Here is a 21,358-nt window from a genome sequence, read left to right on the forward strand (position 1 = left end):
CCGCGTTGTCGCCGAAACGGCCCAGCCCGTGAGCCGAGACCCGGTGTGCGACACCGAAATCGGTGCCAACCTCGGCATTTGCGCCGGTCGTGGTGACCCGGAACACCAGACCTTGCGTGTTACTGAAAGTATCGGCTACTTTTGGGATGTGTCAGGGGTTCGTCACGGAATCTTCGCCAACGCGAGGATCCGCTGGAGAGGGGTAAATCCACATGTTCAATGGATGTCCGTCGCGGTGAATCGGTAGCTCTCGGCATACCGAGCCGTAGGGAGAACCCCTACGGAAAATGGTTCACCGCGCCACATTTCGGTCACCGGCCGTGCGACGACCACGGGTGGCCGCACACGACACAGCAGGCACAACTGCCGCCGTGTCCTTTTCCGCATACGCGATCCGCACCGAAACCAACGGTACGGCAGCGCGCATGCGGCTGATTTTCTCGTGCGTCGAACACGCAGTGCCGCGCGTCTTCACGATGCGAATCAATCGGATCAGCTACGGGGTACCACCATGCCTCCACTCGGCGGCATGTGACGTAAACCACTGTGCCACAACGTATTCAGAGCGCTCCGAACACACCCGGAACCACTCCTTCCTGGCATAGCTCAGCCACTACCGCGCAGCGACGCGCAGCTGTTCCTCGCGAGTACAGCCCATTCAATTCCTGTGAACATCTGGTACATGAGAACCGGTTCTCCGACGGAAGCACGTTCGGGTCAACGTGGATTTGCAACAACCGTCTGCGGAAAATCGGGGGAGGAATATCTACTATGTCTGATCTGACCGGTAAACGTGGTGCGGTCCAAGAGGTGGGCCGCCTCGCCACGTGGCTCCCCTATTACGGAGCGCGCGGCTACCGAAACTATCGGCGCGACGGGTCGAAACAACGCGTCGCCGCCGACCTGCGGGAATTCCTGCTGCGCATGGGCCCGATGTACACCAAGGCGGGACAGATTCTCGGCACACAGACCGGCCTGTTCGACGCGGACGCCATCGCCGAGTTCCGCGACCTGTTCGCCGACATGCCCGCCATGCCACCGGCGCAGACCGAACGACTCTTCTATGAGGTCGCCCATCCCGATCTGCTCGACCGGTTGATCTCGTTCGACCCGGTCGCCCTCGCCGCGGGCACGGTGGCCCAGGTACACAGGGGCCAACTGGACACCGGCGAACACGTCGCGCTGAAAATAGTGAAATCAGGTGTTCGCGAACGTCTTTCGGCCAGCACCGTCGCCACCTCGGCGATGCTGGCAACGCTGCAGAAACTCATCCCCGCCGCACGGTCCTACGACGCGCTCAGTCACTTCGCGCAACTGCGCCCGTTCCTCATCGAACAATGCGACATGCGCCTGGAGGCGCAGCGTCAGGAGCAGGTCGGACAGAACTTCGCGGCGCACCCGTTCGTCCGGGTTCCGCACGTACACCGAGACCTGTGCTCGGAAAACATTCTGGTGATGGAGTTCATCGACGACGCCGTCCCCGGCACCGAGTTCGAGAAGTGCACCTACCCCAGGGCCGAACTCGCCCGCCGCATGCAGGACACCTTCTACACCATGGCGTTCTTCCACGGCCTGTTCCACGTCGACCCGCACCCAGGAAACATGATGCTCACCAACGACGGCGAGATCATCATGCTGGACTACGGTCTGGTCGGCTCGCTCTCCGAAGACGGCAAGTGGGCATTGGCCTCGTTCTATTACGGCTGCATCCAAAAGCAGTGGGACCGCGCCGTCGACCGCTTCATCGCCGCGTTCACCGTGGCGCCGAAACCGGATTCGACCCTGGCGTCGCGGTATCGGCGCCAACTGATCAACGTGTTGCGCTACCACTTCGAGGAAAAGGCCGACACGTGGTCGACCATGGGTTTCTTCGACGACGCCACCAGGGTGCTTCGCACCGCGAATTGGCGTCTGACCACCGATTTCACCCTGCTCGGCCTGGCATTCCTCACCGGTGAGGGTCTGATCAGCGCGGTCGACCCCGAGATAGACATCTGGACCAACGCCCGCCGATTCACCGACCGCTTCTCGCCCTTCATGAGCGAGGAACTCGAGACACTGTTCGACACCAAGATCGCCGACCACATGCCGAAGTCGATGGCGATCAAGCGCGATCGCGACCGCGCGTTGATCGCCCAGACCCATATGGACCGCTACGTTCTGCCCAGTGCCTATCCGCTCATCGTCGAGAGCGCCGAGGGCAGCACGATCACCGATATCGACGGTAATACCTACATCGACCTGGCCAGCGGTTTCGGGCCACACATCCTGGGCTACCGACCGAAGGTCGTCGTGGAGGCGGTGAACGCGGCCATGGCGAAGGGCGCGGTCAACGCGATCGGCAATACCGCCGAGGTCGACCTCGCACAATTGATCAGCGAAGCCTTCGGCGGCGAAAAGGCCGTGGTATTCACCAATTCCGGGACCGAATCGGTGCTCACCGCGTCCAGGATCGCCAGGGCCGGCACGGGAAAGGACCGGATAGCGAAGTTCGAGGGTCACTACCACGGCTGGTCCGACCAGGGCATGGTGTCGTCGTGGTTCCGCTACAGCGGCACGGCGAGCGAACCACTGCCGATCAGCAATTCGGCTGGCGCACAACGCCATGTGGTCGACAACACCCTGGTGTTGCAGTACGGGTCGCCGTTGTCGATCGAACGCATTCGCGCGAACTCCGACTCGTTGGCCGCGGTGTTGATCGAGCCGATGCCATCGATGGCCGTCGACTACGACGTCGAATTCCTGCGCGCGTTGCGCGCGGTTTGCGACGAGTGTGGCGTGCTGCTGATCTTCGACGAGGTAGTCAGCGGTTTTCGGGTCAGCTACGGCGGCGTGCAGACCTTGACCGGCGTCTCACCCGACATCACCTGCCTCGGCAAGATCGTGGGTGGCGGTCTGCCCGGCGGCGCGGTGGTCGGTGATCTGCGGTCGATGTCGACCGCGCGGACCACCAACGATCCCTTCGAGGACTGGGCCACCCGCGCCTTCTGCGGCGGCACCACCAGTGGGAACTCCGTCTCCACCGCGGCGGGTGCCGCGACACTGCGTCATCTGCGGGACAACCCGAGCATCTACTCCGAACTCGACGCACGCACCGATTACCTGCGCGAAGGCCTGCAACGGGTCGCCGAGCGGGAAGGTGTGCCCGCCACGGTGAGCGGAAAACACACCCTGTTCAGCATCGGCTTCGACTACGCCAAGCCCGCACTGGCGCGGGATCAGACCGCGGGAAGCCACGTCAAAGCGACCCTCGCACTGGCCTATTACATGCGCCTGAACAAGGTGTATCTACCCGAACTGCACACCATTCTGCTCAACGACGCACACACCTACGACGATCTCGACACCGTCATCGACTCGTTCGGCACCAGCGTCGGAGAAATGAAGCGGCACAAGTTCTTCGTGTACTGACCCGCCGCACGCGTCCCGCGACGCGGTCCGAACCCGGCTGTCGCACAGTCGGATTCGGCCCGCGCCGCGACACCACTTCCCTCGATACACGAAGGCGATATCACGATGCGAACCCGTTCTGCGGACGGACCCGATGTGGGCCACGGCGACGTAGGAACCCCGCGACCCGGCCTCGCGGCCACCTGGGCGCGACTGTGTTACCGCTTGCGCTGGCCGATCCTCGTGGCCTGGGCGGTGATCGCCGTCTGCGGCGGCAGCCGATTCGACCACCTGGAGGACCATCTCCGATTGCCCGACTACTCGATCTCGGGTTCGGATTCGCAGCGCACCGCCGACCTGATCACCGAGCGTTTCCCCCGGTTGGGCACCGAACAGGTCGCCATCGTGGTAACCGGTGACGATACCGACGCCCTCGCGCGAGCGGTCGGCAGTATCACCTCGGCACTGCACGGCATCGAGGGTGTCGGTGACATCGTCGACCCGACGACGCCGCAGGTCGGTCCGGAATTGTTGGCCGACGACAGCCGCACCGCACTCGTCCTCGCGCCGTTGAACGGTTCGGTCTCCGAACGTGACACCCGCACCGACCGCATCGAATCCGCGCTCCACGAGGTGGCACTGCCCGCGGGGGTAGCCGCGGACCTGACCGGCGAGACACCGCTGAACAAGGCGCTCGCCGATGTGGAAAGACAGGATCAACTGCGTGCGGAGATCATCGGACTCACACTCGCGGTGCTGTTGCTGCTGTGGGGGCTGCGTTCGCTGCTCGCCGCGGTGCTCGCGGTCGGCTCGGCGGCCATGGGCGTCACGCTGAGCAGCATCGGCATCGCCGGTGTTTCGGGAGTCGCCGAGACCTCCCAGTTCGCGCTCGTCGTCGCCACCATCATCGGGTTGGCGGTGGGTGTGGATTACGCGTTGTTCATGATCAGCCGGTTCCGCGAGGGGCTGCCGGGGCGCGGTGCGCCCCCGGCGCGTCCTGAGCAGGTGATCGCCGCGCTGCGCACCTGCATGCGGACCTCGGGTCACACGGTGATCGTCTCCGGGGTCATCGTCATGGTCTCGTTGTGCTCCATCACCGTCATCGACGGGCCGGTGTTTCGCGATATCGCCATCGCCGCGGCGCTCGTCGTGTTGTGTTCGCTCCTCGCGGCGATGACGGGATTGCCCGCGCTGCTGTCGGTTTCGGCCACACGGCTACGGCCTCGTGCGACGCGTCACACCGACTCGCCGGAGGGCACCTGGTATCGCTGGGTGGCGTTCGTGCAGCGACGACCCGCGTCGTTGGGTATCCCGGCGGCGGCGTTGCTCGTCGCGTTGGCGATACCGGCGGCGGGGATGCGCCTCGGCCTCGACCTCGGGATTCCTACCCTGTCCCACACCTCGGCCGGTTCCGGATACTCCTCGGCCGCAGCGGCTTTCGGCGGTTCGGCCGTCGCACCGATCCATGTGTCGGCGTGCACCGATGACGCACAGCCGTTGTCCGACAACCAAACCGCGGCGGTCCGCGAGTATTTCGACGACGTGCGGAAGGCCGAGGGGGTGCTGTCGGTGGCCTCGGCATTCGACGCCACCTTCGGGCGGCCCGGCCAACCGGATCCGCGTCGGCTCGCCGGTACCCCCCTCGGGTCCGAACTCGATGACGTCCTCGTAGACGACATCGGCGCGCCGTCGTGTCTGCTGGGCGTGGTGCAGTCCGATCAAGCGGTGGACTCCCCCGCGACCACCCGACTGGTCGGACACCTGCGTGATGCGGGCGCTCGACTCGCACCGCTGGGCGTCACGACCGGCGTCGCCGGAATGGCCGCGCAGTACCGCGACATCGCCACCGAGACCAGCAGGATGTTCCCCGTGGTGATCGCGCTGGTTTTGGCGTTGTCGCTGGTCTATCTGATCGTGATGCTGCGAAGTATCGTCATCCCGATCAAGGCGATCGTCCTGAACGCGTTGGCCACGGCCGCCGCACTCGGCGCGACCGTCGCGGTGTTCCAGTACGGGTATGGGGAGTCGCTGCTCGACTTCCACAGTGTCGGAACGATTCAGGCGTTCCTGCCGGTCGCGATGTTCGCGGTGTTGTTCGGCTTGTCCATGGATTACGAGGTGTTCATGGTGCAGCGCGTGCGCGAGGAGTATCTGCGCTGCGGAGACAATCGGGAGGCGGTGCGCCGGGCGATGGGCGCGGTGGCTCCGCAGATCACCATCGCGGGTCTGATCATGATCGCGGTGTTCGGCGCGTTGACGGTGGCCGATGTCCTCGAGCTGCAACAGATCGGGTTCGGCCTGGCGATCGCCATCGCGATCGACATCACGGTGCTGCGACTGATCGTCGTCCCCGTGCTCATGTCCGTGGCCGACAAGTGGAACTGGTGGTTGCCCTTTCAGGGCGCGACGTCACACGAACAATCCCCGAAAGACCATCCGTTACCGAAAGTTACAGATAAAGTACCGGGGTAGCCGAACAGCGTAAGGGGACTTCAGGTGCGGGTGCTGGTACTGGGTGGAGCTGGGGAAGTGGGGCGAGCGGCCGCACGGGTGCTCGCCGCCGACAAGCAGGTCGATCACCTTGTCGTGGCCGATCTTTCCGAGGCGCGGGCACGGTCGGTCGCCGCCGAACTCGGCGCGCACTGTAGCGCGCAGGCGCTCGATGTCACCGACCATGCCACCCTCGTCGCGACAATCCGACAGTCCGACATCGTGGTCAACACGGTCGGACCGTACTTCCGTTTCGGGCCCGGCGTGCTGCGCGCGGCGATCGAGGCGAGACGCGACTACATCGACGTCTGCGACGACCCCGCACCCACCCTGACCATGCTCGACATGCACGCCGAGGCCGAGGCGGCCGGCGTGACCGCGGTCCTCGGCATGGGCGCCAGCCCCGGCCTCGCCAATCTGCTTGCCGCGCAGAGCATCGCGAACCTGGATCACGCCGACACCGTGATCACCGGATGGAACCTGGCCATGGCGCAGCCCGAGACCCGCTCGTGGACACCGAGCGCCGCGATCAGCCACGGGATCGAACAGGTCAGCAACACCATTCCGGTGATCCGCGACCGGCAGCGCGTATGGGAGAAACCGCTACGCAAAACCGTCGTCGACTATCCGGGACTCGGCGCCGCGACCGGCTGGACGTTCGGGCATCCCGAGCCGCTCACCCTCGCCCGCACGTTCCCGCACCTGGTCGAGAGCGTGAACGTCGCACTCGCACCCCGGCATGTCGCGGGTGTCTTGAACCTGCTCGGGCGCGGCGTGACCCACCGCATCCTGAACCACTCGACCGCGGCGTCGCTCGCGGCCGTCGCCGAGAATCTGCTGCCGGCGGGAACGGTGTCCGTCCTCGCCGATTCCGGCCTGCCACCCCTGTTCGCGTTGAGCCGAGGCATCAAGGACGGGGCACCCGCGACGGTGGCCTGCGCGCTCGGCCAAGTCCCCGGGCTCAGCATGGCCGAGGTAACCGGCATCCCGCTCGCCGTCGGCGCCCTGCTGCGCGCGAACCGGCCGGGCGTGCACCCACCCGAAGCCGTTTTCGTCCCGGAGCAATTCCTCGCCCGCCTCGCACCGCAGTGCCTCGGACGCCCGAGCGCGGACTCACTGACGGTCACCACCTCGACCTTCGCCACGGACGCCGCCAATTCCGCGGCGCTACGACGCGGCTCGCTGATCACCGCACTGATCACGGCGGGACGGTAGCGCCCCGACGGAGATCGCTTGACACCGATTAGAACACATGTTCGACTGACGGGGTGCGTTGGCAAAGTCAAACCCTCGACGCCGATGACGGCGCCCTGCCCGGCCTGTCCAGGGCGGGATTCGTGCGCACGGTGCGCACCCCGGAATTCGACGGCGTCACCTTTCACGAAGTGCTCTGCAAGAGCGCGCTGAACAAGACACCGTCGGCGTCGAACCTGCCGTTCGGCTGGACCATCAATCCGATGCGTGGCTGTTCGCATGCCTGCCGCTACTGCTTCGCGCGCGGCACCCACGAGTACCTCGAACTGGACGCGGGCCGCGACTTCGATTCGCAGATCGTGGTGAAGACCAACGTCGCGGCCGTGCTGCGCAAAGAACTCGGCAGACGTTCCTGGCAGCGCGAGCCGGTCGCGCTCGGCACCAATACCGATCCGTACCAGCGCGCCGAAGGCCGCTACCGGCTGATGCCGGGAATCATCCGGGCGCTCACCGATTCCGGCACCCCGTTCTCGATCCTCACCAAGGGCACCCTGCTGCGCAGGGACCTGTCGTTACTCACCGTCGCGGCGCGTACGGTGCCGGTGCGGATCGCGGTGTCCCTCGCGATTCTGGATATGGACCTGCACCGTGGCCTGGAACCGGGGACGCCGTCGCCCAGGGGCAGGTTGGAGCTGGTGCGCACGCTCACCGAGGCGGGATTCGCGGTGAATGTGATGGTGGCGCCGGTGATTCCGTGTCTCACCGATGGCAGCGCGCACCTGGACGCGCTGTTCGCCGCGATCGCCGAGGCCGGTGCCACCTCGGCACTCGCGATTCCGATGCATCTGCGCGGACCCACCAGGGGATGGTTTCTCGGTTGGCTCGCCGAACAGCATCCCGCGCTCCTGCCACGCTATCGGCAGCTCTACGGCCGCGGCGCCTACGTGACACCGGAGTACACCGCCTGGCTGCGCGCACGCGTCGACCCGCTCTTGGACCAGCACGGTCTGCGCCCGCACAGCCCCGACGAACCGGCCCCCGAACGCGACGAATCCGCGCGTGAACCGCAGTCCCGACCGGAAACTCCCGCGCGCGGCGACCCGCAGCTGGCATTGTTCGCCTGAGCCATCACCGGCTGGGCCACCACCGATTCCCCAGCGACCCGCTCGCTTCGGGGCCGCCACGGCCTCGATCGGAGTACGTTGGCGACCAGCACCCTCGCTTCGACAGAGGAAGTGATGCAGGCACATGGATTCGCACCAGAACAGTGTCGGCGCAACGACATTGGAGAAGGTCGTCATCCGGTTCGCCGGCGACTCCGGCGACGGCATGCAGCTCACCGGTGACCGGTTCACCCATGAAGCCGCCGCGTTCGGCAACGACCTGGCCACCCAACCCAATTTTCCCGCCGAGATCCGAGCACCGCAGGGCACGCTGCCCGGCGTCTCGTCGTTCCAGATCCAGATCGCCGACTACGACATTCTCACCGCGGGCGACCAGCCCGACGTGCTGGTCGCGATGAACCCCGCCGCGCTCGCGGCCAATCTCGGCGAACTGCCGCGCGGCGCCACGCTGATCGTCAACACCGACGAGTTCACCAAGCGCAATCTCGGCAAGGTGGGTTACCGCACCGACCCGCTCGACGGCGACACCCTCGCCGGTTTCGTGGTGCACCGCGTCGCCATGACCACACTCACCCTCGGAGCCGTCGCATCCACCGGTATCGGTAAAAAGGACGGTCAGCGCGCGAAGAACATGTTCGCCCTCGGCCTGCTGTCCTGGATGTACGGGCGACCGATCGGCGGGACGGAGAAGTTCCTGCGCACGAAGTTCGCCGCGATTCCCGAGGTCGCCGAGGCGAACGTGCTCGCATTCCGCGCGGGCTGGAATTACGGCGAGACCACCGAGAGCTTCGCCACCACCTACCGGGTTGCCCCGGCGAAGCTGCCGCAGGGCACCTACCGGCAGATCACCGGCAATACCGCACTCGCCTACGGTGTGGTCGCCGCAGGGCAGCTCTCGGGACTACCGGTTTTTCTCGGCACCTACCCCATCACTCCGGCCTCCGACATCCTGCACGAGCTGAGCAAACACAAGAACTTCGGCGTCACCACCTTCCAGGCCGAGGACGAGATCGCCGGAATCGGTGCCGCGCTCGGCGCTTCGCTGGGCGGCGCGCTCGGCGTCACGAGCACCTCGGGGCCCGGTCTCGCGTTGAAGAGCGAAACCATCGGCCTCGCGGTGATGACCGAGCTGCCGTTGCTGGTCATCGACGTGCAGCGCGGCGGACCGTCCACGGGTCTGCCCACCAAGACCGAGCAGGCCGACCTCACGCAGGCGCTCTACGGCCGCAATGGCGAATCGCCGGTGGCCGTGCTCGCACCCCGCTCACCCGCCGACTGCTTCGCGACCGCACTGGAGGCGGCCAGGATCGCGCTCACCTATCGGACACCGGTGCTGTTGTTGTCCGACGGCGCGATCGCCAACGGGTCCGAGCCATGGTCGATTCCGCGTGTCGCCGACCTGCCCACGATCGATCCAGGCTTCGAGCCGGACCACGATCCCGGTCCCGACGACGAACCCTTCCAGCCCTACGCGCGCGACCGCGACACCCTCGCCAGACCACTCGCGGTGCCGGGAACAGCGGGCCGCGCGCACCGCATCGGCGGTCTGGAGAAGTCCGACGGCAGCGGTGACATCTCTTACGACCCCGCCAATCACGAGCTGATGGTGCGGCTGCGTCAAGCCAAGATCGACGGCATCACCGTGCCCGACCTCGAGGTCGACGACCCCGGTGACGCGGCCGACGTCCTGCTGATCGGCTGGGGCAGCTCCTACGGTCCGATCGGTGAGGCCTGCCGCCGCGTGCGCCACCGAGGCATGTCGGTCGCCCAGGCGCACCTGCGGCATCTGAATCCGTTGCCCGCCAACCTCGGTGCGGTGTTGCGCGGGTATCGCACCGTGGTCGCGCCGGAGATGAACGGCGGTCAACTCGCCGGATTGTTGCGGGGAAAATACCTGGTGGATGTGCGGCCGTGGACGAAAATCGCCGGGACCGCGTTCGGCGTACGTGAACTCGTCGGCGTCATCGAGGCGGCGCTGGACGGTTCGTTGACCGATCGAGAAGAGCAGAAGGTTACCGCCGCGCTCGCGCGGGCCACCTATCGCGGCGGGAGTCACGCATGACCATCATCGAAACACCCTTCGTGGGAACCGATCTCGGTATCACGGGAGTCTCGGAGGTGCCAACGGCGACGACGAAGCAGAAGCCGAAGGACTACACCTCGGATCAGGAGGTGCGCTGGTGCCCGGGCTGTGGTGACTACGTGATCCTGGCGACGGTGCGCGGATTCCTCGCCGATCTCGGATTGCGCAGGGAGAACATGATGTTCGTCTCGGGGATCGGCTGCTCCAGTCGGTTTCCGTACTACTTGGAGTCCTACGGTCTGCACTCCATCCACGGTCGCGCGCCCGCGATCGCGACCGGTCTGGCGGTGACCAGGCCGGACCTTTCGGTGTGGGTGGTGACCGGTGACGGCGACGCGCTCTCGATCGGCGGCAATCATCTGATCCACGCGTTGCGCCGCAATGTGAACATGACCATCCTGCTGTTCAACAACCGGATCTACGGCCTCACCAAAGGGCAGTATTCGCCCACCTCGGAGGAGGGCAAGGTCACCAAGTCGACCCCGATGGGTTCGGTCGATCACCCCTTCAACACCCTGTCGGTGGCGCTGGGCGCCGAGGCGAGTTTCGCCGCACGCGCCATGGATTCCGATCGGGCCGGACTCACCGAGGTCCTGCTCGCCGCCGCGCGACACCGAGGCACCTCGTTCGTGGAGATCCTGCAAGACTGCCCGATCTTCAACGACGGTTCGTTCGACCAACTGCGGCGCGACAATGCCGCCGACCACCTGATCCCGCTGCGACACGGGGAACCCATAATTTTCGGCGCCGACAACGAATTCGCCGTCGTACAAAGCGGTTTCGGACTGGAGATAGTCTCGACCAGGACGGTGCGCGAGTCCGACATCATGGTGCACGACGCCCACGCCGACGGCCCGGAATACGCCTACGCACTGTCGCGACTCTCGGATCAGGACCTCGGGCACGTGCCCACCGGGATCTTCCGCAGCGTCCGCAGACCCACCTATGACGACGCCATCCGCGCGCAATCGGAGTCAGCGGCTGAACGCGCACCGCTCGGCGACGACTCGCTCCAGCGGCTACTCAGCGGCCCGGAGACCTGGACCGTCGACTAGCCCCTGTCGGACACGGGTTTGGCGAAACCGAGGCCGATCACCGCGTCGCGTTCCTGACGCAACTCCGCCACACTGACATCGATGCGCGCTCGGGCGGCATCGTCGATCGCCAGATCCGGCACGATCGTGTATTCCCCCGCGGCGCAGGTGACGGGGAACGAACTGATCAGTCCTTCGGGAACGCCGTAGGAGCCGTCGGAAGGCACCGCCATCGACACCCAGTCCCCCGCCCGACTGCCGAGTGCCCAATCATGGATGTGGTCGATCGCCGCGCTGGCGGCGCTGGCCGCCGAGGACGCGCCGCGCGCCTCGATAATCGCGGTTCCCCGTTGCTGCACGGTCGGAATGAAGTAGTCGTCGAGCCAGGTGGGGTCGCCGATCACCTCGGACACCGGTCGACCGCCGATGGTGGCGTGCGCGACGTCCGGGTACTGCGTCGCGGAGTGATTGCCCCAGATCGCGACGCGGGCGATGTCCTCGGCGGGTGTCGCGCTCTTCCTGGCCAGCTGTGCGAGGGCGCGGTTGTGGTCGAGGCGGGTCATCGCGGTGAACCGCTCGCCCGGCACGTCGGGCGCGTTGCTCTTGGCGATGAAGGCGTTGGTGTTGGCCGGGTTGCCGACCACGAGCACCCGCACGTCATCGGCGGCGTTGGCATTGATCGCGGCACCCTGCTCGGTGAAGATCGGACCGTTGGCGGCCAGCAGGTCGGCCCGTTCCATCCCGGCTGTGCGCGGGCGGGCACCGACGAGCACCGCAACATTCGCCTCGGAGAATCCGGCTGACGTGTCGTCGCTGATATCGATCGATTCCAGCAGTGGGAACGCGCCGTCCTCCAACTCCATGGCGACCCCTTCGAGGGAGGCGACCGCGGCGGGAATCTCCAATAAGCGCACCCGTACCGGCGTGTCAGGACCGAGCAGCGCGCCGGAGGCGATACGGAAAAGCAAACCGTAGGCGATCTGCCCCGCGGCTCCGGTCACGGTGACGGTGACGGGCGAGGTCCGTGCGGCGGCGCTCACGACAACTCCTTGCGGTAGGCGGATTCTCGCGCTCAACACTAACGACGGTCATGCGGGAGCCGAGCGCACGGTGAGCAACACGACAGTGGGTTCCCCGGCACTGTTTCGGTCTGGCGAAATGCGCTTGTACAGGGAAAACGGTCCCGCGCATCACGGTCGGTCCGTATCACGACTGTGGCACGTCACTCACCTGCCGGAGCCTTCGAACGCGGCTCGGAGGAGCCGTTCGGTTCGCCGACTCGGCGACTGCCGCCCGTGCGCGACCCGCGCTCGAGGCGGCGGCGACCGAACGCTGCGGCGCCCTTACTCAGACCAGGGTCGCGATCTCACTGTCGGTCAGCACGATCGGCGACACGTAGTCCTTGCCCCGCGCCAACTGCACGGCCCGATACAGCGGTCGCTGTTCCAGCCCCGCGTCACGTGCCTCGGTGCGCAGTTGCTGCACCAGCATCTCCGAGACCGCGATGGCGGCGGCGAGTTCGCTCGTGGCCAGAGCGTCCGCCAGGGTGCGCAGGCCGAGCAGGTGCAGTTCGCGACCGCTGCCCGCGTCGGTGTACATCGCCAGTGGGATGAGCTGGGTGTCGGCACCGGCCGTGATGCGCAGGGCGATGCGGCTCAGGCGGCCCGGATACACCAGCACCTCGACGCCGTTGGCCGCCGAGACCACCAGCTGCCGCTCCCCCAGCACCTTGCGGGCGTGGATGGTGTTGTCGATCAACCACATTCGGCGCCGCCGCACCCCGATCGCGTAGCCGACGGTGGGAACGGCCACGGCCAACCCGATGCCGACGGCGATCGGCAGACTCACCACGGTCGCCGCCAGCAGGGCGGCACCCACGCCGATTCCCGCCGCGGCCAAGGCGAGCTTGCGCAGCATCGGCGCGTATACCTCGGGTGCGACCAGGTCCAGCCCGACCGCCGGAGCCGGTTGCCCGCCACCAGAATTCGTCGACAACGCTCCGCCTCGCCTCCGGCACGGGACCCGAGTGTCCCGCGACCAACCCGATGAGCGTACTAGTCGGCCGCTGCCACGGCAGTACGGATCTCGGCGAGTACGTCCGCCAGCGCCACCTGGCGTTGCTCTCCGGTCGCCATGTCCTTGAGGCCGATGCTGCCTTCGAACAGGTCGCGGTCACCGAGCACGAGGGTGAATTTCGCACCGGAGCGGTCGGCGGCCTTCATCGACCCCTTCACACCGCGACCGCCGTAGGCCAGGTCGACCCGAATCCCCTCGGCGCGCAACCGCGCGGCAAGCACCACCATGTGCTGCCTGGCGGCTTCGCCCAGCGGCACGCCGAATACCTCGCAGCGACTCGAATCACCCGCGGACTTGCCTTCGGCGGCGAGCGCGAGCATGGTCCGGTCGACGCCGAGTCCGAACCCGATGCCCGACAACGGTTGCCCACCGAGCTCTTGCATCAGCCCGTCGTAGCGGCCACCACCACCGATGCCCGACTGCGCGCCGAGCCCGTCGTGCACGAATTCGAAGGTGGTCTTGGTGTAGTAGTCGAGGCCGCGCACCATGCGCGGGTTCACCACGTAGGGCACGCCGAGGGCGTCGAGATAGCCGAGCACCTGATCGAAGTGCTCCTTCGCCGACTCCGAGAGGTGATCGATCATCAGCGGAGCGTTCGCCGTGAGCGCGCGCACCTCCTCGCGCTTGTCGTCGAGTACCCGCAGTGGGTTGAGCTGCGCCCTTCGTTTCGTCTCTTCGTCCAGCGGCAGGGCGAACAGGAACTCCTGCAACAACTCTCGGTACTGCGGCCGACAGGTACTGTCACCGAGCGAGGTGAGTTCCAGTCGGAAGCCGGTGAGCCCGAGTGCGCGGAAACCCGCGTCGGCGACGGCGATCACCTCGGCGTCCAGCGCGGGATCGTCGATGCCGATCGCCTCGACGCCGACCTGTTGCAGCTGACGGTAACGTCCCGCCTGCGGGCGCTCGTACCGGAAGAACGGCCCGGCGTAGGAGACCTTCACCGGCAGTTGACCGCGATCGAGTCCGTGCTCGATCACGGCGCGCATCACTCCCGCGGTGCCTTCCGGGCGCAACGTGACACTACGGTCACCGCGGTCGGGGAAGGTGTACATCTCCTTCGCGACCACGTCGGTGGATTCGCCGACGCCGCGCGCGAACAGGGCGGTGTCCTCGAAGACCGGCAGCTCGATATGTCCGTAACCGGCCAGTCGAGCGGCGTTGACCAGGCCGTCGCGTACCGCGACGAACTCGGCCGAGCCTGGTGGCACATAGTCCGGTATCCCCTTCGGGGCACTGAAGCTGCTGGTCTTGGTCACGAACGTCAGTTTTCCCCACTACGCCCCCGCAAGTCCAACCGATCGCACCGAACCACGGGCGGGGTCGGCCCTGGACGCGGGCCCTGGACACGGGCACTGCCGAGCACTCACAGGAACAAGTGGCACACTCGTATCCCGATGTCACCGGATACGGGAGGAACGTGGTAGTGCCGAGCAACGAAGAGCGACGGGCAGCGGCGAAGCAAAAGCTGGAACATCAGCTCGCCGACCGGGCCGATCGGGCACGTAAGCGCAAACGACTCACCATCGCCGGGTCCGCACTCGGCGTCGTCGTGGTCGTCGCGGCTGTGACCGGCGTGTACTTCCTGACCAGGAGCGACGACTCCGCCGACAGCGCGCAGCCCAACGCACAGCTCGCGGCCCAGGCGCCGGAGGCCAAGGCGAAGGCGGCGACGGTGAACTGCACCTATCGCGACGGACAGAAGCCCGCGGACAAGCCGGTCGACAAGCCCAAGGGCGACGCCATCCCGACCACCGGCAAGAACGCCGAGGTCAGCGCCAGCATGGTCACCAATCAGGGCCCGTTGGGTCTGACGCTGAACAACGCGGAATCGCCGTGCACGGTGAACAGCTTCCTCAGCTTGTCGTCGAAGAAGTTCTACGACAACACCGAGTGCCATCGCATGACCGCCGACGACGGCCTGAAGGTGCTCCAGTGCGGCGATCCGACGGGTTCGGGCGCGGGTGGCCCCGGCTACGAGTTCGACAACGAGTACCCCACCGATCAGTACGCTCCCGAGGACCCGAAGGCGCAGGAACCGATCACCTACGAGCGCGGAACGCTGGCCATGGCAAATGCCGGTCCCGGCACCAACGGCAGTCAGTTCTTCCTGGTCTACGGAGATTCGAAGCTGCCGCCGCAGTACACGATCTTCGGCAAGATCGACGACAACAGCTTGCCCACCCTGGACAAGATCGCCGAACTCGGTCAGGACAATGCCAACGGCCCCGGCGATGGCAAGCCGAACCAACCGGTGAGCATCCAGTCGGTGGACATCGACTGATCGTCTCCTGATCACCGCCGCGGCGGGCGAGAAGTGATCTTCCGACAGACGCGCTCGCCCGCCGAAGATCATCTCGGCGGTTGGCCAGCACACGAAAAATGTGCGATTCAAGCTGATGACAGACACGGCCGTACCGCCGTGTTCGGTGCTCGTCGGGTAATCTCGAACGAGGAGTTTTCGTCCGAGGTTTCGTGTCTTCGATGCTTTCGTGGCGGGGGCTCCGTGGTGTCACGTTTGGCAGGCGGGACATCGCTTCGTCGAACGAGTGATCGGCGTTCGCGTCGCGGTGTTCGGAACATCGCACCACCAGCAGACCATCACGATCACTGCGATATCGGGGAGCAGCCATGTCCGAAGAACTGGACGACATCGGCCGCGAAACAGCGGCCATGATGAAGACCATGTTGCAGATAGCGACCCTGGTCGCCTTGAAGGCCCGTGAGCGTGGTCAGAAGGAAGCCGAAGCCCGCGTCAAGGTCACCCAGGCCCGCATGAAGGAGCAGCGGGAGCTGCAAATTCGCGAGGCTCGTGACTCCAAGGCGAAAGATCCACGCAATACCGAACTGTCGCGGATGATGGTCGATCGGCCGTTGGAGCGCAAAGGTGTTTCGTTGGACAAGGATCGGTCGATGGACCAGTCGAGAATCGGCGCAGCAGCCGCAGCGAGTGCCAAGCCGGTGATCCGCTACGACTCCCCAGAACGCCGCATGGCTATCGCCGCGCATCTCGCGAAGGCCGGTGTCGCACCGGAATTGGCCGCGGTACGCATGCTCGCCGAGGTCGGCCAGGCAAAGCCGCTGACGGCATTACAAGAACGCTCCCAGGAGCCGCCGATGGTGACTCGTGCTCGCGAGATGGAAGAGCGCGCCCGAGCACGCGCCCAAGCGTTGGAACGCGCACGCACGCGCTAGCGGTTCACGCACTCGCCACAAAGGCCCGCCGCCACGGCGGGCCTTTGTCATTTCTGTCCCGAACGTGGCCGGCTTACTCCGGAAAGTGACTGCCTTCCGGGTCGGTGAAGAGGTCGTGCGGAGGTGGTGTGACCGGCAGTGGCGCCAGCATGTCCTTGTGACCATGGCGGACGCTGCAATACTGGAACGGTCCTCGGGGGCTGAACAGGACTTCCATATGCCTGTCGGCGTGGTCGAGGAACCACACGCTGTGTCCGGTTTCGCGGTATCCCCGCAGGTATTCCCAAGATCGCCACAGTGCCTCCAGGCGCGCGATCGCCTCCGCGTGGCGCCACCACTCCGGGCACCACACCGTGTCACCGACGTCGGTAACCTGGCGCCGGTACACCATCGTGAGGTAGTTCTCGACGAAATCGGCCACCCCTGAATAGACCGTCACGCGCTCGCTCAGCTCGGTCACAGTGGACGAACCTCCTCGACCTGTCCGTATTCCTGCGGCGGCTCATTCTTGTTCAACGACAGCTGCCTGTCCAGGACAAGGTCCGAGATCAGCGTCTTGCGTTGCGGATCATGTTGCGAAATGGACTGTTTCACCTCGTCAGCGTACTCGCCCTCCCACCACGGGACCGTTCGCACGAGCACAGGCGGTGCGCCGGAAGGGAATACGATGATTCGTCCGCGCGGCAAGGTGGCAAGCGCGTTCACCGAGAACGTCTTGGACGAGCCGAGCGAACGCGAATAGCTTTTGCCGCCTTTGGATTCCGACATCGACTGCGAGATGGAGTCGTAATCGCCGAGCACATCGGAGCGCTCCTGGAGGAACTTCGTGTCATCGACACCGCTGCCGAGGACCTTGATATTCGCGGCCGCCCAGAGCGCGTTCATGCCACTGTCGCCCCAGCAGCGCACACCCTGCGCCCAGGATTGCAGCACCGTCATCACCACGATGCCGCGCGAGCCGAAGTGGCTGTACTGCTTGGGCAAATCCTTCCAGCGCACCACGTTCGCGGCCTCGTCGAGCACCGCGAGCAGCGGAATGGCAAGGCGCCCGCCCGGCGACAGCGACGCCTTGCGCATCGCGACGTCGATCACCGCCTCGGTGAGCGCACTGACCAGTGGTCCCGCCGAGCCGCGCCCCTCCAACGACAAGCAGTAGAGGGTGCCGTTGCGTTCGATGAATTCCAGCTCGTCGAACTGCCTGCGATCGCCGCCGGGGGTAATCCACGCGTGCACGTTCGAGAGTTTGAGGCAGCGGAGCATCTTCTTGGCGGTGCCGAAGATACCGCTGCGGGTTCGTGGGTCGGTGTTGTACTGAGACGCCAGCCCCGAAGCGCTGAAGTGGTGCTGCGTCGCACGCAACAACTGGATGGGCTCCGAATTCTGCGGGTCGGTGACCCACTCCCACACCTGCGTGATCGGCCTACTCCTGGTGCCGTCCCCGACCGCGGCGGCGAGAAACAGTCCGGCGAGCAAGTCCTCGGCCTCTGGGTCGAAGAACGAATCGCTGTCGTTGTCGGAGCCGTCGTCTCCGTCGGCGAAGTGCCCCGCCAGCCGCGCCGCGCGCATCTCGCAGCCCTCGTGGCGCGCGTCCACCCAGGCCAGCGGGTCCCAGAACCAGGTGGCGTCTTCGTCGGCAACACCCTGCGGGTCGAACACGAATGTGGGACTCCCCTTGGCCTCGCGCACATCACGCGTCGCATCGACCACGTCACGCTTGTTCGAGGTGGCCAGTACCGGCCCGATCGCGGTGAGGATCGCCGGGATCACTCGCGAGGTCGACTTGCCCTGGCGAGGACCCCAGATGTCCAGGTGCAGATCCTCATACGAGCCGTACAGCATCACGCCGTCGGCCACACCCACGCCGATCGGGACGCCGGGAATGTCGTCGTAGCCCAGGCGCACGCCGAGCTGGTCGGCCTTCGCCCGCACACCCGCCTCGGTGAGCATGGAGATCGCGCCGCCGTTACCCATCACGTCGGCCTTGTCGTCCACGCCGAGTCGGCCCGCGCTGGCGCGCTTCTTCCGGTACCTGCGGAAGACGACATAACCGATGCCGAGCGCGACGACGAGCAACACGATCACCGTCGAGGCACGCGGCCAATGCAGGTTCCCGCGCACGAGGTCGGCGATGATCGCGATCGGGTTGATCGGGATGTTCTGTGGTGTCACCGCGAGCTGGTTGCCCAATTGCAGTGCGCCCCAGAGCACGACGACGAGCACGAAACCGGCGTATGTCGCATACAGCCCGACGTCGGGTAAGGCCGCGGCCGGGTCCTTCACCGGTTTCTTCTTCGCCATCTCTGCCTCCTGTTTCGGCCGTCCTGGTAAAGCTTTGCTCGATCAGCGGAACGCGTCCAGTCGCCAGCCGTCGGGTGTGGCCACGACGGTAGCGATGACCGTAGCGGGCGGCAGTGGTTCCTTGCGCCCGTCCGGGTAGACGACGGTCTGCTCGATGCCGATCTTGAACTGCTGCACATTCGGGTCGGTATTCGGCGGTCGTTCGCCCGCGGCGAAGGTGAACGCCTCGATCCTGGCGCCCGCCGCACCCCAATCCGCCCACTGTAGGGAGGGATTCGGGGTGGACTCGGCCGCCGGTGGAGTGTTCAGCATCCGGGTCAGGCTCGGCCCCAGCCATTTTCGCGCCCGCGACAACGAATCCCCCTGACTCTCCGTCGCGGGCAGCCAAGTGTAGATCTCGCGCAGTGCGGTGACGGCGACACCGTCGGGCGTGGTCGGATCCGGCGCGGGCGCCTGCTCCAGCAAGCGGGTCGTCGAGGTGGGCGACTGCGGCCCACTCGATTCCGAGTCGCCGCTGCCGCATGCCGAGCCGAGCATCGCAACGCTCACCACCAGCATCACCACCAGCTTCGCGCGTGCCTTATGACTGTCTTTCCAGGGTAGACCGTCACCGCGAGACGAAGGGCGCGATGAGCGGTGCGCGTCTCGCGTCGCAAGCACCCGGATCGCCGCCGCACGAACGTGAATCGCCGCCGCACGAACGTCAATCACAGCACCCTCCTCGCCCTGGCATCACCAGGGACCGCCAATTCACCGACACCACCACCGGATCGAGCGTCGGCGCCCGGCACGGCCTGCAGCATCCTTCCCGCACCGGTGTAGATGCCGACTTCGGCGGGGCCGCGCGACCCGAATTCACTGAATACCAGGTCACCGGGCTGCACAGCGTTCAACGACACCTCGCTGCCCGCCTCCCACTGCTGCTCGGCGGTGCGCGGCAAGGTGACGGTGCCCGAGGACGCCGCGAACACCGCGGCCGCGGTCAAGCCGGGCGCGTCGAGTCCACCACCGGTGGGTCCCTCCGGTCCGCCGCCACCCCACACATACGGCGTGCCGCGCCACTGATCGGCGGCGCGCACGATCTCGCTGCCACCGGAGCCCTCCTCGGGAGAAAACCGTCCCATCGAACCGGGCGCCCGATACTGCGCCTCCATCGCCAGAATATTGCGCACATAGGGTTGAGTCTCGGAGTAGTGCGCCGCAAGCTGATTAGGCATGCCGCCGGAGGCGAGCACCGCACCTTCACCGGCGTTGTAGGCAGCCAGGGACAGCGCGGCGACATCGCCCTGCACCCTGCCTTCGGATTTCCAGCCCTCGATCTTGTGCGCGATCGCGCACATGTAGCGGCCCTGACCGATGATGGCATCGCCGTCGTCCCACACGCTGGCGCTGCCGTTGCCGTCGGCGTCGATCACATACGGCTGGCCGTCATCGGGATTGGTGGAGGCGGCGGTCCCCGGCAGGAACTGCGAGAGCCCCTGCGCACCCGCGGGTGAGGTCGCGCCACGCCGAAAACCCGACTCCTGCTTGCCCTGTGCCGCCAGCAGTGACGGGCTGATCTGCGGGCAGAGCGAACCGGCGCGGCGGTACCAGATCTCCAATTCCGGGGGCACCTTGCCTTCGGCGAGCGCGCCACCGGCGGTGCCGAAGCCGAGGTTGCACCGTGGGTCGGTCGAATACGCCTGGGCGCCACCGACATCCGGGGTCGGCGCACCGTCGAGCCATGGCATCGGGTCGATCTGGCGTCCCCCGGTGAAGCGGCCACCCGGCACGATCTCGAAATGCAGGTGCGGGCCGCTGGATTCGCCGTTGGAACCCACCGCACCGATCGGCTGGCCCGCGCTCACGGTGTCGCCGACGTGCACCCCGACTCCCGAATCCCACATGTGGCCGTACACCGCGGAGTACGAACGGCCATTGGTGTCGACCGAGTCGACCACGATCCAGTTGCCGAAACCGGAGGCGGGCCCCGCGGCGACGACGCGACCATCCGCGACCGAGTAGAAGGGGGTGCCGTCGGCGGCGGCGAAGTCGACACCCTTGTGCGCACCGCCGCGCGAACCGAAGGTGTCCGAGATCGTGAAATCGCCCGTGGCCAACGGCATCGTGCGTCGCACGCCGAGACCGGCGGCCAGCGAGGGCACCGCGGTACCCGTGGCAGCGCTGGTGCTCGTACCGGGTGCGGTGGTGGGCCCCGGCGGTGCGGCCGCGCCTTGCGCACGCGGATCACCCGGCGCGTAGCCGCCCAGCGGCGGGAGGCGCGATTGTGAGCCGAGCACCGAGGAGCCCTCGCACGGATCATCCACCGAGGGCAGCACGATCACCAGCACGACGGTCATCAGACCGAGCACCGCGCCGAGTGCACCCCACAGCAGTCCGCGCCCACTCACCCGCGCCCACGCCTCTCGCTCACCGGTCCCCCTTCGGCCCATGCACCGAATCGCCCTTGCTCGCAAATCATTTCACGACAGCACAGG

The 21,358-nt window shown here is 66.4% G+C and carries 15 protein-coding genes; 8 read left to right on the forward strand and 7 right to left on the reverse strand.

What is annotated here, in order from left to right:
• The first annotated feature begins 771 nt into the window (after positions 1-771).
• The 6 genes from ABEA50_RS14240 (at position 772) to ABEA50_RS14265 (ending at position 11,336) form a co-directional block, all read left to right on the forward strand.
• Complete coding sequence (locus ABEA50_RS14240) at positions 772-3,411, forward strand: aminotransferase class III-fold pyridoxal phosphate-dependent enzyme (RefSeq protein WP_345495811.1); 2,640 nt, start codon at positions 772-774, stop codon at positions 3,409-3,411.
• 105 nt (positions 3,412-3,516) lie between these two features.
• Positions 3,517-5,862: an MMPL family transporter gene (locus ABEA50_RS14245; protein WP_345495812.1), complete on the forward strand. Its 2,346-nt coding sequence runs from the start codon at positions 3,517-3,519 to the stop codon at positions 5,860-5,862.
• A 30-nt stretch (positions 5,863-5,892) separates the two neighbouring features.
• On the forward strand, positions 5,893-7,095 hold the full coding sequence (locus ABEA50_RS14250) for a saccharopine dehydrogenase family protein (protein ID WP_345496564.1): 1,203 nt from the start codon (positions 5,893-5,895) through the stop codon (positions 7,093-7,095).
• A 53-nt stretch (positions 7,096-7,148) separates the two neighbouring features.
• Positions 7,149-8,198, forward strand: coding sequence for an Rv2578c family radical SAM protein (locus tag ABEA50_RS14255; RefSeq protein ID WP_345495813.1), 1,050 nt, complete (start codon positions 7,149-7,151; stop codon positions 8,196-8,198).
• Positions 8,199-8,322: 124 nt separating this feature from the next.
• Positions 8,323-10,260 carry a 2-oxoacid:acceptor oxidoreductase subunit alpha gene (locus tag ABEA50_RS14260; protein WP_345495814.1) on the forward strand — a complete coding sequence of 646 codons (1,938 nt, stop codon included), beginning with the start codon at positions 8,323-8,325 and terminating at the stop codon, positions 10,258-10,260.
• Complete coding sequence (locus ABEA50_RS14265) at positions 10,257-11,336, forward strand: 2-oxoacid:ferredoxin oxidoreductase subunit beta (protein WP_345495815.1); 1,080 nt, start codon at positions 10,257-10,259, stop codon at positions 11,334-11,336. The genes ABEA50_RS14260 and ABEA50_RS14265 overlap by 4 nt, the downstream gene beginning before the upstream one ends.
• Here ABEA50_RS14265 and ABEA50_RS14270 read toward each other — a convergent pair.
• The 3 genes from ABEA50_RS14270 to hisS all read right to left on the reverse strand — a co-directional run bounded on the left by ABEA50_RS14270 (position 11,333) and on the right by hisS (position 14,647).
• On the reverse strand, positions 11,333-12,355 hold the full coding sequence (locus ABEA50_RS14270; protein WP_345495816.1) for a malate dehydrogenase: 1,023 nt from the start codon (positions 12,353-12,355) through the stop codon (positions 11,333-11,335). The genes ABEA50_RS14265 and ABEA50_RS14270 overlap by 4 nt on opposite strands.
• 307 nt (positions 12,356-12,662) lie before the next feature.
• Positions 12,663-13,310, reverse strand: coding sequence for a hypothetical protein (locus tag ABEA50_RS14275; protein WP_345495817.1), 648 nt, complete (start codon positions 13,308-13,310; stop codon positions 12,663-12,665).
• A 59-nt stretch (positions 13,311-13,369) separates the two neighbouring features.
• Positions 13,370-14,647, reverse strand: a complete 1,278-nt coding sequence (gene hisS, locus ABEA50_RS14280; protein ID WP_345495818.1) for a histidine--tRNA ligase — start codon at positions 14,645-14,647, stop codon at positions 13,370-13,372.
• A gap of 167 nt (positions 14,648-14,814) precedes the next feature.
• Here hisS and ABEA50_RS14285 point away from each other — a divergent pair, with 167 nt between their 5' ends.
• Together ABEA50_RS14285 and ABEA50_RS14290 are read left to right on the forward strand one after the other, a co-directional pair.
• A complete protein-coding gene (locus tag ABEA50_RS14285) occupies positions 14,815-15,672 on the forward strand; it encodes a peptidylprolyl isomerase (RefSeq protein WP_345495820.1) in 858 nt (285 codons plus the stop codon).
• 347 nt (positions 15,673-16,019) lie between these two features.
• Positions 16,020-16,583, forward strand: coding sequence for a hypothetical protein (locus ABEA50_RS14290; RefSeq protein ID WP_345495821.1), 564 nt, complete (start codon positions 16,020-16,022; stop codon positions 16,581-16,583).
• Positions 16,584-16,656: 73 nt separating this feature from the next.
• Here ABEA50_RS14290 and ABEA50_RS14295 read toward each other — a convergent pair whose 3' ends face one another.
• From ABEA50_RS14295 to ABEA50_RS14310, 4 genes are read right to left on the reverse strand one after another with little or no spacing between them, the layout of a single operon-like run.
• Positions 16,657-17,043 carry a DUF4913 domain-containing protein gene (locus tag ABEA50_RS14295; RefSeq protein WP_345495822.1) on the reverse strand — a complete coding sequence of 129 codons (387 nt, stop codon included), beginning with the start codon at positions 17,041-17,043 and terminating at the stop codon, positions 16,657-16,659.
• On the reverse strand, positions 17,040-18,881 hold the full coding sequence (locus tag ABEA50_RS14300; protein WP_345495824.1) for a type IV secretory system conjugative DNA transfer family protein: 1,842 nt from the start codon (positions 18,879-18,881) through the stop codon (positions 17,040-17,042). The genes ABEA50_RS14295 and ABEA50_RS14300 overlap by 4 nt, the downstream gene beginning before the upstream one ends.
• Positions 18,882-18,923: 42 nt before the next feature.
• Complete coding sequence (locus ABEA50_RS14305) at positions 18,924-19,592, reverse strand: hypothetical protein (RefSeq protein WP_345495825.1); 669 nt, start codon at positions 19,590-19,592, stop codon at positions 18,924-18,926.
• Positions 19,589-21,313: a peptidoglycan DD-metalloendopeptidase family protein gene (locus tag ABEA50_RS14310; protein ID WP_345495826.1), complete on the reverse strand. Its 1,725-nt coding sequence runs from the start codon at positions 21,311-21,313 to the stop codon at positions 19,589-19,591. Before ABEA50_RS14310 ends, ABEA50_RS14305 begins: the two co-directional genes overlap by 4 nt.
• Positions 21,314-21,358: the final 45 nt, after the last annotated feature.

Source organism: Nocardia callitridis, assembly GCF_039543305.1.
Classification (GTDB): Bacteria; Actinomycetota; Actinomycetes; order Mycobacteriales; family Mycobacteriaceae; genus Nocardia; species Nocardia callitridis.